Here is a 16,193-nt window from a genome sequence, read left to right as displayed (position 1 = left end):
AGTCGTTCGAGTAAACCGTTCAGAAAACGTACTTTTACTACTATGAGTGAGCAATCTTCGCAAGTAACGGCAGCCTACTCGGGGCGCGACGACATGTACCCGCCCTCTGATGCTTTCCAGGAGAAAGCGCATATCGGCTCTATGGCCGAGTACGAAGCGATGTACAAGCGCTCCATTGAGGACCCGGAAGGCTTCTGGGGCGAGTGTGCCGACCGGATTGACTGGTTTGAGCCCTACGACACGGTCAAGGATGTCTCGTACGAGCCAGGCGACGTGCACATCAGCTGGTACGAAGGCGGTGTCACCAATGCCTGCTACAACGCTATCGACCGCCATGTGGAGGCCGGAAAAGGGGACCAAACCGCGATCATCTTTGAGCCCAACGATCCAGCCACCGACGATCCGGAGCACATCACGTACAACACCCTTCAGGAGCGTGTGGCAACGTTTGCCAATATCCTGAAGTCGCACGGCGTGGAGAAGGGCGACCGCGTCACGATCTATCTGCCCATGATCCCGGAAGCGGCCTATGCGATGCTGGCCTGTGCCCGCATCGGAGCGCCGCACTCGGTCGTGTTCGCAGGGTTTTCGCCCGACGCGCTCGCCGACCGCATCCAGGACTGTGAATCCCACTACCTCATTACGGCTGACGAGGGCAAGCGCGGCACCAAGCGCGTTCCCCTGAAAGACAATGCCGACAAGGCACTGGAGCAGTGCCCCGATGTAACGCACACGCTGGTCGTTAAGAACACCGGCGGCGATATCGACTGGGACGCCGACCGCGACGTGTGGTATCACGAAGCACTCGAAACGGTCGACGCTGACTGCCCCTGCGAGCCGATGGACGCGGAAGATCCGCTTTTCATTCTGTATACGTCGGGGTCGACCGGTAAGCCCAAAGGGGTGCTGCACACGACCGCCGGCTATCTTGTGTACACGAGCATGACCCACGAGTACGTCTTCGACCTGCACGAAGACGATGTCTTCTGGTGTACCGCAGACGTGGGGTGGATTACCGGACACAGTTACATGGTGTACGGGCCGCTCATCAACGGGGGCACACAGGTGTTCTTCGAAGGCACGCCTACCTATCCCGATGCCTCGCGCCTGTGGAATGTCGTTGACAAGCACGACGTAAGCATTTTCTACACCGCGCCAACCGCCATTCGCGCGCTGATGCGCCAGGGCAAGGAGCATGTCGAAAAGACCCGCCGCGAGTCGCTGCGCGTGCTGGGCACCGTAGGAGAGCCCATCAACCCGGAAGCATGGCGCTGGTACTACAACGTGGTGGGCAATGGTAATTGCCCTATTGTGGATACGTGGTGGCAGACCGAAACCGGCGGGATCATGCTCACCGGGCTACCTGGCGCTGTCCCGCAAAAGCCCGGCTCAGCTGCAAAGCCGTTCTTCGGCATTGAGCCGCAGGTGCTTGACGCTGCCGGCAACGAACTCGAAGGCGCCTGCGAGGGCCTGCTCGTTATCAACGACTCGTGGCCCGGGCAGATGCGCACGGTGTACCGCAACCACGAGCGCTTCGAGAACACCTACTTCTCGCAGTACGCCGGCAAGTACTACACCGGCGACGGCTGCCGACGCGACGAAGACGGCTACTACTGGATTACCGGCCGGGTCGACGATGTGCTTAACGTAAGCGGACACCGTATTGGCACGGCCGAGCTTGAGAGCGCGCTTGTAGCGCACGACGCTGTTGCCGAGGCCGCTGTGGTTGGCTACCCGCACGAGGTGAAAGGGCAGGGCATCTACGCGTACGTCACGCTTATCAAAACCGAGGAGCCGTCAGACGAACTGCGCGGCGAATTGGTGCAGTATGTACGCGATCAGATCGGGCCCATCGCAACGCCCGACCACATCCAGTTTACGGCGTCGCTGCCCAAGACGCGCTCAGGCAAAATCATGCGTCGCATCATCCGCAAGGTGGCCTCGCAGGAGTTTGATGACCTGGGAGATACCAGTACGCTCGCTGATCCTGATGTGGTAGAAGATCTCATCGAGAAGCGAAAAAGCGTGGATGTAAGTGGCGCACGCTAACACACGCGCCAACAAACACACGCCTCAACATGGGTATATGGAAGAGCTTATGGGATGCGCGCACCCGGCCCATATCGGGCAGATGTCGCGCATCCGCTCTGCCCCAAACCACCGAACGCCCAGCCGCGGGATGGAGCCCGGACTGAGCGCTCGAAAACCAACCATCGACAGTCTCACAGGGATGGAGCCCCGAATGCTGTCGACGACATAACAGATTACGGACCGGGTACGCACCCAAGCGCTGCCGTTTTTATACGCCCGTCAGATGGAGCTGCGGGGCGTTGGGCAGCGCACTGATATCGGAGCGTACCAGCCCTTCTGCACATGTACGCCCAATGACCTGCTGACTTGATCTATCAACACTGCCATGAAGCATACACAGGAACACCGAACGCCTGCTCTATGGGGCAGTTTCTGCGCGTTTCTACTTCTTGCCACAGGATTAATATGGGCCCCTCCTAAAGCCAACGCGCAGTCGTTTGACCTGAGTGGGTTTGTGAAGTCAGAGTATCTGTATGACTCGCGCCAGGTTGTGGCCGCCCGCGAGGGGGAGTTTCACCTGTATCCAGCCCCCGAGTCGGAAGCAACCGACGTAAGCAACCTGGGCTCGTTTCAGTTCTTCTCACGGATGCGCCTCGGCATTGGCGACCTGCCGGATGCGATGGGGGCCGAGGTGTCTGGTTACTTTGAGTCCGACTTTTTCGGCGCCTCCGATGCCAACGTAAGCACCTTTCGCCTGCGCCGCGCTTTTGCCAAGATGACCTGGGACGACCGCGAAGTTCTGTTCGGGCAGGAATGGTCGCCCCTCTTTACGCTTGCCTCGTTTCCCCGGACGGTGGCTACAACCACCGGCGCACCGTTTCAGCCGTTTGCGCGCCAGCCTCAGATCCGCTTTACCTACAAGCCCGGTGCCTTCCACCTTATCGGCATTACGGCATGGCAGCGCGATGCCTTTAGCGACATCCCTTTTCGCGGAGTCTCGGGCGTCAAACAGCAGCAGCAGGCGGCCATTCCGGCTCTGCACGGACACGCCCAGTACCATGGCGACAACGTAATGATAGGAGGCGGCGCTTACTTCAAAGCGCTGCGTCCGATCATCACCGAAGATCGCTTCTACACTGGGGCCGGGCAGGTGTACACCACCATTACAACCGAACCGGCTACCATCCGCGCTAAGGCCACCTACGGCGCCAGCCTGTCTGACCACCTGATGACCGGCGGCTATGTCTATAACAACTTCCGTGAAGAGTTTTATCCACTCGACATCCTCTCTACCTGGATCGACATTGACGGCACCGGCACCCTCGCACCCGGTCTGTTTGCTGGCTACCTCACCAATGAAGGCAGCCGCGACGAGGTGGGCACTGACCTTAGCGAAGCGGCTCGTGGGTCGAACATCGACTACGTATGGCGCCTGGCTCCGCGCCTGTCGGTCAACTACGACGCCCTCCGGTTTGCCTTTGAGCTGGAAGTTACCTCCGCCAAATACACCGCCAACCTCGACGCCAACTACAAGCCCAGCGCCGTCAGTGGCGAGGACCCGGTCACGAACGTCCGCGGCAATCTCTCGGTGTTTCTTTCTTTCTAACAGTCTGTTCCTGCGAGGCGTTTTCTGCCTCCCCTGTTGTATTCTCCGCTGTACGCACCCCGCATATACTCTGTTGACTAACCCTGCACCCGACCATGGCTAACAACGCTCCTGAGATAGATCGCGAAACATACTGGCGCACGCTCATGCGGCGCACGCTCATCCTGCTCACGGTCTGGTTTATTACCGGATATGTGATGAGCATATTTCTGGCCGAACCACTTAACAACATTGACTTTGGAGGGATTCCTTTTGGCTTCTGGATGGCTCAACAAGGAAGTATCTTCGTCTTCGTAAGCCTGGTGCTCATCTACGCAATTGCCACCGGACAGCTCGACCGGCAGGCCGGTGTCGAAGAAGATGATGACAGCACAGCTGCTCCTGGCGCAGCCCACTAAGCTCCTAAGCCGCCTTCTCTCCTTGTTTAAATAAACGATCTGTTATCCATGGGTATTCTTGGTTGGACCACATTCTGGGTCGTCGTGACCTTCTCTTTATACATCGGTATCGCCATCTGGAGTCGCGTTACCAGCACCAAAGGCTTCTACGTAGCCGGGCAGGGCGTGCCGACGCTTGCAAACGGTATGGCCGTTGGAGCAGACTGGATGAGCGCTGCCAGCTTTATTTCGATGGCTGGCCTCGTGTCTTTTATGGGATTCGACGGCTCGGTCTACCTGATGGGCTGGACGGGGGGCTACGTGCTCCTGGCGATCCTTCTGGCGCCGTTCCTTCGTAAGTTTGGCGAGTACACCGTGCCCGATTTTGTAGGAAAGCGCTACTACTCGAACTACGCACGCGTCATCGCAGCCATTGCGGCTATCTTTGTGTCGTTTACGTATGTGGCCGGGCAGATGCGTGGCGTAGGCGTGGTGTTTAGCCGCTTCCTTGGCGAGCTTGTTGAACCATTGGCCACGGGCATCGGGGTTGAGGTCATCACGATCGGCGTAGTTATTGGTATGGCCATCGTAGCTACATACGCCGTACTCGGCGGCATGAAAGGCATTACCTACACGCAGGTCGCTCAGTACTGCGTGCTTATCGTAGCATATACCATCCCGGCGGTCGCTATTGGCTTCTCGCTCACTGGCAGCCCCATTCCACATGTGGCGATCGGCGAGGTGCTTCCGCAGCTTGACGGATTGCAACAGGAGCTGGGGCTGGATATGTACAGCGGGCCCTTTGCCAATTTATCGATGCTCAATGTGTTTGCAATCACCTTTGTGCTAATGGCGGGGACGGCTGGGCTTCCACACGTCATCGTGCGCTTTTACACCGTTAAGACGGTGAAGAGCGCGCGCTGGTCGGCGCTCTGGGCTATCGTATTCATCGCTATTCTGTACACGGTTGCGCCTGCAGTAGCCATGTTCTCACGCTATGAGATTCTGCAGTCGTTCTCTGAGCTTGGTGCCATGGGAATGCTCGAAAGCCCACGCACCAGCTGGATTCAGACCTGGGCGGCTACTGGGCTCATCGAAACCAGTCAGTGGAGCGAAGGCATGTCGGCAAACGCGCTGCTCGATACGATCGACCGGGATATCATCGTGCTTGCTACGCCCGAAATTGCTAACCTGTCGCCCTGGGTCGTGGGCCTCGTTGCTGCGGGGGGACTCGCTGCCGCGCTCTCTACCGCGTCTGGCCTTATGCTGGTGATTAGCTCTTCGCTTGCGCACGATGTGTACGGTGAGATCATCAACCCTGAAGCATCCGAACAGCAGCGCCTGCGTGTAGGACGCTTCATTATCTTCGTCGCGATCATCGGCGCCGGGCTCCTGGGGATCTATCCGCTTGGCTTCGTTGCTGAGGTAGTTGCCTTTGCCTTTGGGCTTGCTGCAGCCAGCTTCTTCCCGATTCTTGTGCTGGGTATCTTCTGGAAGCGATGCAATAAAGAAGGTGCCATTGCAGGGATCGTAACCGGTCTTAGCTTCACGTTCATCATGATCATCATGATGCGCGCCCACGTTGCCCTTGCCGAGTTTGGCGTTACCGAGCCTGTCTTCGAAACCTTCCTTGGCATCAACGCACAAGGGATTGGCCTTGTGGGTATGATCCTCAACTTCGTCGTGACCTACTTCGTCACGATCAACACTGAGGAACCCCCACAGGAAGTTCAGGACCTGGTTGAGCAGATTCGCTACCCGCGTACGCTAACTGCCGAGGAACTTGGCGAAGCGGCGCAGTCTGATAGCTAACAGTCTGATAGCTAAACGCGAACCAACCACGCCACGCGTCATACCCAACAGCGGCGCAGGGGGCCTACGTGCCTGCTGCGCCGCTGCTTGTTTTAGTTTCTCCTACTCTGCTCGACCTGCTATGAACCGTCCTCGCCTTGGATGCGGCACTCACCTTCTTATCGCTTTCGGGCTTTTTGTGGTTGCCGTTGGCGTTATTGCCTACCAGAATCGCGACACCGTCTCGATGATGTGGGCCAACGTTACAGCTATGAACGAAGGGATGGCGCTGACCGAAGAACTGCGCTACCCTGAGGATGTGCTGGACTATCTTGCTGCTCATCCCGAATCCACTTCGCTGGTTGCCTACGACGTGGGGCGCACAGACCAGGGCATTGCGTTTCAGGCAGAGGACACGCGAGCCATGGTAAACCTATCGAATATTGTGGTGCTGACCGCCTACGCTGACGCTGTCGCTTCGGGCACGCTCGACGCTGCCGAGCGTGTGCCGGTTGCCGACGTAAGCCGCCGTACCCTTCCGGGCGTCAATGCGCAGCCCCATCAGCGCACGCTTGACTACTGGGAGCGTGAGGGGGCCCTGGATGCCGACAGCACGGTAGCTGTTTCTGACCTTGCCCAGGCCGTAGCTCGCTTCAACGATGCTCCTTCGTTTGACTGGCTTATCGACGCGCTGGGGCGTCCGGTGCTGGAAGATCAGACAACGGCGATGGGCTTTTCGGTCGATGCGCTTCCTATGCCAAAGAGCGGGCTCTACCTGGAATGGGCTGAGGCCGCCCCTGCGCTACGGTCGCGGTCTGATACTCCCCAGCCAGTCTCTACCGAAGCTGTATATGCTGCAGCATCGCGCTACGCAGCCGACACGACCTATGCTCGTGAGGTACGCGATCGGTTTCGAGCGCAGGGTACCAATCTGACGCTGAGCGACCAGCGCCTGATGGCTCAGGGCACGCTCCCCAGAACGACGGCCCAGACCATGGCCGATGTACTCGGAGGTATGGCCTCTGCTACACCGCCTGATCCGCGGGCCGAGGCGTTCGCGATGCTCGACCGCTCGGCAGGCCTTGACACGCTAACGGTAGGTATTGAGCGTGTCGCCTCCAAAGGCGGCGCGATGCCCGGCGTGATCAGCTTTGCAGGGGTTGCCCATTATGCCGAAGATCGCCCGCCCCGTGTGGTTGTGGTGTTCATGGAAGACGTGCCCCTGGCGGTGTTCTACCACCTCTTGCAGTCGGGGCTCGACCAGGGGCTGGGGCTGCAGCTGATGGGGGACGATGCCTTCTTCGAGCGGGCCCGTGAACGTCTTTCGATTCGCGACGAACCCACCGAACCGATTGCCAGCGGACCGTGACCGGTGCCGACACCCGGTACGAGCAGGCAGGTACCGGGGGAACGGCAGGGCCGGTACACCGGGCCACTTACGTACGCATCCCCCTGACCAATACCCAGCGACTAACATCCAGCGACCCATGCCGGGATCTACAGGCCGGGATCTACAGGCGAGGCAGGGTGATGCCACGCTGGCCCTGGTACTTGCCTTTCTTGTCGGCGTAGGACGTCTGGGGCGCATCGCCCTGCATGAACACCACCTGCGCGATGCCTTCGTTGGCATACACTTTCGCCGGCAGGGGCGTGCCGTTTCCGATCTCAATGGTGACGTGTCCCTCCCATCCAGGCTCAAGCGGGGTCACGTTCACGATGATACCCGATCGTGCATACGTCGACTTGCCGAGCACGATGCCCAGCACGTCGCGCGGCATCTTGAAGTACTCGACCGACCGGGCCAGCACATAGGAGTTGGGCGGGATGAGGATGTGGTCGTCGGTGGTTGTTTCGACGAGTGCGCGTTCGTCGAGATCTTTGGGGTCGACAACGCTGTTAAACATGTTAGGCGTAAAGACCCGAAACGCATCGGCTACGCGCATATCGTATCCGAACGAGCTGAGTCCGTAGCTTACCACGTCGTCGCGCACCTGGTGGCCGACGAATGGGTCGATCATGTCGTGTTCGGTAGCGCGCTGGGCAATCTGAGCGTCGTTAAGAACCATGGGATGTGTAGGTAGGGAAGTAACGTAGGTGGGATCGGTAGCGCAGCGGGCTTATGACGCCTCGGGCGCTGTGAGTCCGTCGGTCATAATGCGAATGGCTTCGGGGCCGTAGTTAAAGAGGCAGTCGATGGCGCCCATGCCCGACTCAAACCCCTCGAAGTTCTGCCGGTAGGTCGGATGGTCGTAGGGCGGAAGTACCGTGCACAGATCGCCCTCAGCGCTGCTGGCTCCGTCGTCCGTTGCAATGCCGAGTTGACTGGCATGTTCGTGTGCGATCCAGAGATTGGCCGCGCCGGTCTCTGCCTGGATGGCGTTCAACGTATCGGCCCCCAGCTCAGACGCCCGCACGAACGGCGTTTCAACCTGTGCGAAGGCGCATGTGATGCGTGTGGTCGATTCGGCGATTGGCTGCAGCGCCTGGGGCGGCGTGTCGAAGAACGGCTTGAAGTCGTCTTCGAAGTACTCGAAATACATGGTGGAGCGGTAGTTATACATAAAGGCCCGCCAGTGGCGCTCATGCCACGGCACGTTGCCATCGACCTGCACCTCGCGCGCCGGACGCCCATGCTGGTGCGACCACATAGGCAGGCTGATCCACTGCCACCCATTGGGATTGCGCAGCTTGCTCCGGTTCTGACGGGTCTGCCGGCGATACGGCCAGGTGTCGGCCCACACCACGCGGTCGACCGCTGCCATAAGTGCTACGCTGTGCAACGGAGGGAAGTATTCAAGAGGAAGTAACGCTACCGTCATAAGGCGTAGTCGTGCATAGAATGTATCGAGAAAACAGACGTTATTCGGGTCAGACCTGCCGGGTTACAAAGCCAACCGCGTGTGCTACGACTTGATTGCCGGGTTGTTACATCGGTTGTTACAACGCAGTTGAAAGCGCAGCTCATGAACCGCTTCGCTTTTGTCTTCTGATTGAGTATACTACACACGCAGGTTTTGAGTGGTCTGCTCCTGACCCGCTGTGGTGCCAACTCGAACGAGGCTGACGCGCAGAGCAAGATGAGGAGGTAATATGACAGAATATAGCTACGCCACGAACCAATGCTACACAGAACCACTTACATGAATCGGCGTGGCGCAGCGTGCACCACAGCCCTGTGTACGCATTGCGGCCAAGTTATTCTGGCCAAGTTATTCTGGAAGTGCCTCTCTGCCCCAGACTGTTCTGCTCCAGACTGTTCCGGTTGATACCCGCCAACGCCCTGCAGACCTGTTTTTCACCTTTGTTGACCTCACCTTCGCTGTATGTCTTCCTCACCACGTACCGAACATCAACGTGCTGCTACCGTGAACCGGCTTTTTCTGGCGGCGCTTGCGCTGTTTGCCGGTTCCATTCTGTTTAGCACGCTGGGCATGCTGCTTCTTCAGCTCGTTCCCTCGTCGCTGTCGTATTTTGGCCCCTATCTGGGCACGCTGATCAGTGCGCCGACCTGGACGTACATGACCATGCTGCCCATTTTGGCGATCTTGATGTATGGCATGGATCTGGGCTGGAAGCGCATGGCGTTCTTTGTGTTCTGGGGCTGCTTTATTGGGGGTGCCAGCGAGCTGATGGGCACCATGAAATGGTTTGCTATCGGCGACCTGGTGCTGCCTTTCGGCGAGTATCAATACACGACCTGGCTCGGGCCCAAGTTTGCCGACCATGTGCCTTACTTCATCCCTGCCTCGTGGTTTGCGATGTCAATCGTGTCGTTCGATCTGGCACGACGGCTCAGCGACACGCGCTGGGTATACCTGCTCGTGGCAGCTGCCTTCATGACGCTGTGGGACGTGTCGCTCGACCCTGCCATGAACGGAGCCGGTGTGCAGAACGCGGTAGGGAGCGTCACCTTCTGGTCGTATCCGCAGGGCGGCTTCTACTACGGCATGCCCATTTCAAACTGGATTGGCTGGTTCATTGTAAGCTACCTCATCATGGTCGGCTATGAGTACCTTGGCGGGGGACTTAACACCCAACATCCATGGGCCCCTGCTGTTTACCTGCTAAACTGCCTCTTTCCGCTGCTCATCCTCACACTGCAAGGCATGTTCCTCGCCGTTTTGATCGGTGCAGCAGCTACCGCAATCCCTTTTGTGGCGCTCTGGTGGAAGCGAGACACCGCCTTTCGGCTTATTCCCGTGAATGCGTAACGTATGTTTACCTCTGCCCCCGACGACGCCTACATGATGCAGGAGCCCGACGTAGTGGCTCCCGACTTAGACAGCCGTGCCGAGCAAGACACGTGGCTCTGGCAGTCGTTTCGATATCATTCACGTACCTTCTCTATGGCAGCTCGCCTGCTGCCGAAGCGCGTGCAGATCCCCGTCGCCGTACTGTACCTGTTCTGCCGCAAGGTGGACTCGATTGCCGACCATATGGTGCTCGAAGAAGGCGCCCAGGCCGCCCTCAACGAAGTGCATGCCACCTGGGATGCCCTCGATGCCACCCTCGCCGGCACCCCGCCCAACGCGCTCCTCTGGAACCGCTTGCACGACGTCAACCAGACATTTCAGCTCCGGCGTACGCCCTTCTACGAGCTGCTTGAAGGCGCCATATGGGATCTCGAAGATCGCCCCATAACAACGCTCGACGACCTCGTTGACTACTCCAACCTGGTTGGGGGGAGCGTCGGGGCCATGATGCTTCCTTTCCTGGCTGATTCCGACGCGTACGGCGACCTGGAGGCAGCAGCCCGCCGCATGGGCATCGCCATGCAGATCACAAATATTCTGCGCGACGTGGGCGAAGACCGCCGCCACCTCGACCGCATCTACCTACCCACGAACTGGATGCAGGAGCACGGCATTGCCCCGGAAGACCTCGATGGGCCCACACTGCCCGACGGCTACCCGGCTCTGCTTGAGGCCGTGATGCACGAAGCCGAGGTCCGCTACGCATCCAGCATGAACGCGATCGCGGCCTTGCCCTGGGGGATGCGCACCGGCATTCGATCTGCGGCGCGTATGTATCGCGAGATCATGAATGAGGTGCGCGCCCTGGAGTACGACAACATCCACCACCGCGCTTATGTGTCTACACGACGCAAGGCATGGTGCGTCTGTGCGGATACGTACGACCGCCGTAAAGCGCAGCTCAAACGCGATGCACGGGCCCTCGAATCGGCATGAGAGCTCTTGCAGCGCATCTGGTACGTGCATGGATGTACTGGGACCTGAAACGGTCTTTTCAGCGCATCGAGTGGCATGGCACCTGGCCGCCCCCGCTGCCAGCCGGCCGGCCGCTCATTGTATGTGCCAACCACCATCACTTCTACGACGGCCACCTGCTCTGGCTGCTCCTGAGCAAACGTCTCGACCGCCCCGGTCTGGTCTGGATGGAGGAATGGGAGCGCTTCCCGTTCTTTGCTCCCGTTGGCGCCCTGCCGTTTCCCGCGGACGATGCCAGCACGCGCGCTTCAACCGTGCGACGTACAAGCCGGTACTTCCACAGACATCCCGATGCATCGCTCATATACTTTCCGAGCGGGGTGCTCCGTTCTCCTACCACAGGCATCGGCCCGTATCCCACCGAACGCTTCACTCGCATGCACCGGCTCTATCCCGAGGCGGTCTTCTGGCCCGTAGCACTTTACGTTACATGGGATGGCGCTCCTCATCCGATCGCCATGCTCGGCGGCGGTCCGGTTGTCGACCTGAGCATGCATGCCGCCGGACGCATCGAGACCCAGTTGCGCCACCGCTGGCACGCGCTCCGCGAAACAACCCATGCCCCCACGCATCTTTTGATGGATGGTCGCACGTCTCCGGCCGACCGGTGGAGCTTTGCCTGGATGTCCTCTTTCTTCAAGCAGCTGCTTCCTGAATGAATTGTCTTGTCCGTGTGCTCTCTGCAATCGTGCCTCACCCGCTTGCTCGCTCCCCCCGAGCCTGCCCCATCGCTGAACGCGTAGCCCGTTGCAGCATGCGCCAGCTCTTCCTCGTGCCTCTGCTCCTTGTTTTGAGCGTCTCGCTTGCCTCAACAACCAGCTCACCGCTCCCGCCGCTTGCCATGCCTGACTCCTCCCACATCCACTACGCAAACCAGGATGTAGATCAGCTTCGTGCTGGACTTGAAGCAGCAGGTGAGCGCAGCGACGAGCTGCTCTATCGATACCGGCTCTATCCGCTGACGGAAGACGCCGAGGTGCTCAGCGACATTCCGTCTTCGCTCGACGAAGCGTCGGCCCGCGAGCTCGCGCTGCTGGCGGGCCTGTGGGCCTACCGCGCCGGTGAGGCCTCGACCCTCGGCGCTATTCGCTATGGTCGCCGCTCGGTTAACCTGCTCAACGCCGCCCGCGAGAAGGATCCACTCGACCCGTTCGTGCTGCTCATCGAAGGGCAGTCGCTGCTCTACCGGCCGTCTATGGCGGGCGGTAACCCGCACATGGCTGCCGATCGCTTCGAGCAGCTTCGCACTGTGCTCGACATCAACGATGACGTGCCCATCGAGCAAGAAGAGGCGATGATCTGGCACTGGATTGCGCTGCAAGAGGCTAACGAAAATGACCGGGCCGCCTCGTTGCACGACGAGCTGGCACAGGCAGACCTGCGCCCTCTGTACCGCCAGTTCCTGGAATCGCCCCCGCAGGTCTAATCTATAGGTGGAACGCCTCATACGCACGTACAGCACTTGCTGGACTGCAGCGAGCGCCAGGGCCACCGGCACTTCTCGATGTTCTCGTTCGACTTTCCTGATGCATGTCGCTCTTTGCAAGCTTGCTTATCGGTATTCATGTGTGTGTGGCCGGGGTGCTCATCGCGAACCTGGTCTACCTGCGCACCAGCCGCCAGGCCGACGCGCCCCCGCTCTCCGACGAACCGCCGCTCCTGTCGGTGCTCGTTCCAGCGCGCAACGAAGAGGCCAACCTGCAGCGGCTCCTCCCGTCGCTGCTCAACCAGACGCACCCAAACTTCGAGATCTGGGTCTATGACGACCGCTCGACCGATGGCACCGCTGCCGTTGTGCAGGGCTTCGACGACGACCGTCTGCATCTGATGCCGGGAACGCCCCTTCCCGACGGCTGGCTCGGCAAGCCACACGCCCTGCACCGGCTCAGCCAGCAGGCCAACGGCAGTGCCTATGTCTTTCTGGATGCCGATACGCGCCTGAACAGCCCGGAGGCTCTCATGCAGTGGGCCCGCCAGTTCGCCGCACGCCCCGACCGGTCGCTTGCTACCGGGCTGCCGCTGTTGCGAGGCGGGGCATCCTGGATCGTCAGCCTCGTGCCAAACGCCATCCTTACCGGACTGCCCTGGCCGCTCGTGAAGTGGATCTCGTCGCCTTCCCTCAGCGCGCTAAACGGGCAGTTCTGGATGATCGATGCCGGCACCTACCACACGCACGAGCCACACCGTGCTGCACAGAACGAAGTGCTCGAAGATGTGGAGATTGGCCGCTACCTGAAAGCGCAGGGCATCACCCCGTACCTGTGGGATATCCGCGGCGAGCTCACCGTCTACATGTACGCCTCAACACACGACGCCTGGCGCGGCTTTCGCAAAAACGCCTATCTGCTCATGGGGGGGCACCCGGCTGCGTTCGTGCCGCTGTTTGCCTTCTATGCAACCACGTTCGTTGTAGCCCCCTGGGTCGTGTCCTGGCTCTGGGTTAGCGTGTTTGGCCTGAAGGCCGCCACCGACGCCTGGAACGGAATCCCGTGGTACATTTCGCTGCTCGCCCCCGTCTCCTACCTTGCTGGCGCACTTATCCAGCTGGATTCGGCCTGGCATCACTGGACGCACAACGTGTCCTGGAAAGGACGCTCTGTATCTGCCCGCTCAACGGCCTCCCCATCACAGCCCGCTCCGCAGAACGAAAACTGATTTCGCGCCAGCACACCCCTTCGCCCTGAAGAGCTCCACCTCTACCCTCGTTCGTTACAGCCGTCCGTTGCGGATCTGTTGCGTGCTGCAAGACACCTCTCCGGTTTGCATCCCGTAGTGCATAGCGCATGTGCATCTGCTGTCCTTCTAAAGCAACCGGATGCGCCTGTGGCTTTTTCGTTCTGTGCTGTTTGCTGACGTTTTCTGATCTACCCGCCTATGCGCTATATCGACACCACACCGGTGAACGACCCAACCCTTAATCTTGCCCTCGAAGAGCATGTGCTGCGCACCTTTCCTGACGATGAGGACTACGTGATCTTCTACATCAACGAGCCCTCAATCATTATCGGGCGCAATCAGAATACGCTTGAGGAGATCAATGCCCGCTACGTCGAAGAGAATGATATCCATGTCGTGCGGCGGGTCTCAGGGGGAGGCGCCGTATATCATGACTTTGGCAACCTGAACTTCAGCTTCATCACTGACTACGCGCCCGACCGGCTGAACAACTTCGAGCACTTTACGCGCCCCGTTGTGCATGCACTCAACGACCTGGGGGTGCCCGCCGAGCTCAAGGGCCGAAACGACATCGTGGTCAACGACCGCAAGGTGTCGGGCAACGCGCAGTATTCAACCGGGAAGCGCATGTTCAGCCACGGCACGCTGCTCTTTGACAGTAACCTGGGCGAGGTGACCCGTGCACTCGACGTAAAGCAGAGCAAGATCGAGTCGAAAGGACACAAGTCGGCTCGCAGCCGGGTTGCAAACATCAGCGAGTTTCTGGAAGATGCGTTTACCGTGCACGACCTGCGCAAACACCTGCTGGAATCGTTCAAGGAGACGCAGGACGTCTCGGTTTACGACCCCACGGAGGCAGACTGGGAGGCTGCCCGAGCACTTGCCGACAAAAAGTATCGCACGTGGGCGTGGAATTACGGCGCGTCGCCTGCCTTCGACGTACAGCGCGTGCGCCGTTTCGATATCGGCGAGGTGGATGTGCGCCTCAACGTGGACAACGGCATCATCCAACAGGCTACTATCTACGGCGACTTTCTGGGGCATGGCGACGTAGAGAATCTCGCCGACCGGCTTGAGGGCGTGTCGTACCGGCGTGGTGCCATCGCCGACGCCCTTAGCGATGTGAACGTATCGGACTACTTCGGCGGCCTGAAGCGAGCCGACTTTGTAAACCTGGTGTACGCCGGCGATGAAGCAGACGCAGCGTAGCAGACGTGGCGTAGCAGACCCTGTCCGGCGCTCTTGCGGGCCTCTCGGTATAACAGCACGTAGCAGCAATGCGACCGGGCACCGATCTTCCGGTTACGGCTCGGGCGTCCACCGGTAGGTTACCACCATGGGGTCGGGGTTAGACACGGCGATTGTAATGTCGTATCCCTCTTCATGGGGATGCACGCTCAGGTCTTGCGGAAAGAAGTCTCGATTGGGCTGCGGGTTTGCTTCAATGAGGCGGCGCTGCAGCGCGCCATCATCCCCAAACACATCAACCTGGATCCAGCCCGAGCGCACGTTCAGCACAAATAGACGATCATCTATCAGATCGACCGACGGGATGAGCAGGGGGGGCTGGTGCGTGTCGCCTCTCAGGAAAGCATAGCTGCGCTCCAGCATGGGCGAGTCAAAGCCGTGCAGCGCCAGCGTGTCGGGCGTGGCAGGAGCTGTAGACAGATCGAGGGGCAGGCGATCTACGACCGGGCGGAGTCCTGATAGGCTCCATACCTCGTCGTTGTGCACCCGAAGGAACCCAGCATAGCGCCAGTACTCCTGGGGCAGCGTGTAGGCCGTCTGCATCGTACCGTCCCAGTCGTACTGGTAGATGGTCGACCCGATGTCTTCGCCCAGCAGCTTCAGGTAGAAGGCGTCAGGATGCGCGGCGGTATACGCAAGCGAAGCCTCGTCGGCTCGCTCGATGGCGAACCCGGCATCATCGAGCACCTCATCGTCTACCACGCCAACCAGGACGTCACTCTCGGCATTGAACACCCAAATCGTATCGCCCACGACGCCGGTCAGGAAGGGCACGTCGAAGCGGTCGCTGGCTACTTCGCGGTCGTAGGTGCCGTCGGCAGCAATGTGGTGCAGGCTGTTGCGCTCCGCATCCGACACGATGAGCGATCCGTCGGGGCGGTGATGCAGCGTGCGCGGGTAGCCGATCGGGTGTGCCTCGGTCGACTCAATCTGGCGGACCCGGTAGAGCGAGTCGGCTGGGGTATCCTGCGCAAGCGCACGCGAGAGGGAATCGGCAGGCGTGATCTCGTCGAAGCTGCCGGTTCCACAGCCAGAAGGCAAGCACCCGCTTACAAGCAGTGCGAGCGTGCCCCATGCAATGAGAACACGGTATACGGTAGAGGGCATAGCGTACTACAATTGTGTACTACAGAAGTTGGTAGTGGATAAACGCTAAATGATAGAATGATCGGGCACCGCAGTTTTGTCTTGTTCGAACCCCCTCTCCCTTATTTCGCTTCGCTCCATCAGTCGCCC

General features: G+C 59.7%; 15 protein-coding genes. 12 read left to right on the top strand and 3 right to left on the bottom strand.

Translation table 11 applies throughout. The features are described from left to right. Positions 1–42 precede the first annotated feature (42 nt). The 6 genes from acs (at position 43) to PPP56_RS00725 (ending at position 7,174) form a co-directional block, all read left to right on the top strand. Positions 43–2,049 carry an acetate--CoA ligase gene (gene acs, locus PPP56_RS00750; RefSeq protein WP_353561773.1) on the top strand — a complete coding sequence of 669 codons (2,007 nt, stop codon included), beginning with the start codon at positions 43–45 and terminating at the stop codon, positions 2,047–2,049. Between the two features lie 37 nt (positions 2,050–2,086). Next, positions 2,087–2,260 (top strand): hypothetical protein, encoded by a 174-nt coding sequence (locus PPP56_RS00745; RefSeq protein WP_353561771.1) that lies wholly within the window; start codon positions 2,087–2,089, stop codon positions 2,258–2,260. Positions 2,261–2,416: 156 nt separating this feature from the next. After that, positions 2,417–3,637 carry a hypothetical protein gene (locus PPP56_RS00740; protein ID WP_353561769.1) on the top strand — a complete coding sequence of 407 codons (1,221 nt, stop codon included), beginning with the start codon at positions 2,417–2,419 and terminating at the stop codon, positions 3,635–3,637. 95 nt (positions 3,638–3,732) lie between these two features. After that, complete coding sequence (locus PPP56_RS00735; RefSeq protein ID WP_353561767.1) at positions 3,733–4,035, top strand: DUF4212 domain-containing protein; 303 nt, start codon at positions 3,733–3,735, stop codon at positions 4,033–4,035. 48 nt (positions 4,036–4,083) lie between these two features. Continuing rightward, entirely contained in the window at positions 4,084–5,826 is a 1,743-nt protein-coding gene (locus PPP56_RS00730) for a sodium:solute symporter family protein (RefSeq protein ID WP_353561765.1), read from the top strand. 121 nt (positions 5,827–5,947) lie between these two features. Beyond that, positions 5,948–7,174: a serine hydrolase gene (locus PPP56_RS00725; RefSeq protein ID WP_353561763.1), complete on the top strand. Its 1,227-nt coding sequence runs from the start codon at positions 5,948–5,950 to the stop codon at positions 7,172–7,174. 142 nt (positions 7,175–7,316) lie between these two features. Here PPP56_RS00725 and dcd read toward each other — a convergent pair whose 3' ends face one another. Further along, a complete protein-coding gene (gene dcd, locus PPP56_RS00720; RefSeq protein WP_353561761.1) occupies positions 7,317–7,871 on the bottom strand; it encodes a dCTP deaminase in 555 nt (184 codons plus the stop codon). 51 nt (positions 7,872–7,922) lie between these two features. Continuing rightward, positions 7,923–8,624, bottom strand: coding sequence for a WbqC family protein (locus PPP56_RS00715; RefSeq protein WP_353561759.1), 702 nt, complete (start codon positions 8,622–8,624; stop codon positions 7,923–7,925). Positions 8,625–9,128: 504 nt separating this feature from the next. On the opposite strand from PPP56_RS00715, the gene cruF reads away from it, so the two are divergent. The 6 genes from cruF (at position 9,129) to lplA (ending at position 14,918) form a co-directional block, all read left to right on the top strand. Further along, positions 9,129–10,016, top strand: coding sequence for a bisanhydrobacterioruberin hydratase CruF (gene cruF / locus PPP56_RS00710; RefSeq protein WP_353561757.1), 888 nt, complete (start codon positions 9,129–9,131; stop codon positions 10,014–10,016). A gap of 3 nt (positions 10,017–10,019) precedes the next feature. Beyond that, positions 10,020–10,994, top strand: a complete 975-nt coding sequence (locus tag PPP56_RS00705; RefSeq protein ID WP_353561755.1) for a phytoene/squalene synthase family protein — start codon at positions 10,020–10,022, stop codon at positions 10,992–10,994. Next, positions 10,991–11,692 (top strand): acyltransferase, encoded by a 702-nt coding sequence (locus PPP56_RS00700; protein ID WP_353561753.1) that lies wholly within the window; start codon positions 10,991–10,993, stop codon positions 11,690–11,692. Before PPP56_RS00705 ends, PPP56_RS00700 begins: the two co-directional genes overlap by 4 nt. Positions 11,693–11,874: 182 nt before the next feature. Further along, on the top strand, positions 11,875–12,459 hold the full coding sequence (locus PPP56_RS00695) for a hypothetical protein (RefSeq protein ID WP_353561751.1): 585 nt from the start codon (positions 11,875–11,877) through the stop codon (positions 12,457–12,459). A gap of 104 nt (positions 12,460–12,563) precedes the next feature. Beyond that, entirely contained in the window at positions 12,564–13,688 is a 1,125-nt protein-coding gene (locus PPP56_RS00690) for a glycosyltransferase family 2 protein (protein ID WP_353561749.1), read from the top strand. Between the two features lie 219 nt (positions 13,689–13,907). Then, entirely contained in the window at positions 13,908–14,918 is a 1,011-nt protein-coding gene (lplA, locus tag PPP56_RS00685; RefSeq protein ID WP_353561747.1) for a lipoate--protein ligase, read from the top strand. A gap of 93 nt (positions 14,919–15,011) precedes the next feature. On the opposite strand, the gene PPP56_RS00680 is transcribed toward lplA, so the two are convergent. After that, the gene (locus PPP56_RS00680; protein WP_353561745.1) at positions 15,012–16,064 is read right to left on the bottom strand and encodes a hypothetical protein; all 1,053 of its coding nucleotides are present in this window, start codon (positions 16,062–16,064) and stop codon (positions 15,012–15,014) included. Positions 16,065–16,193: the final 129 nt, after the last annotated feature.

This window comes from Longimonas sp., from assembly GCF_040409695.1.
Lineage (GTDB): Bacteria > Bacteroidota > Rhodothermia > Rhodothermales > Salinibacteraceae > Longimonas.
This window is presented reverse-complemented; position numbering and strand designations above follow the sequence as displayed.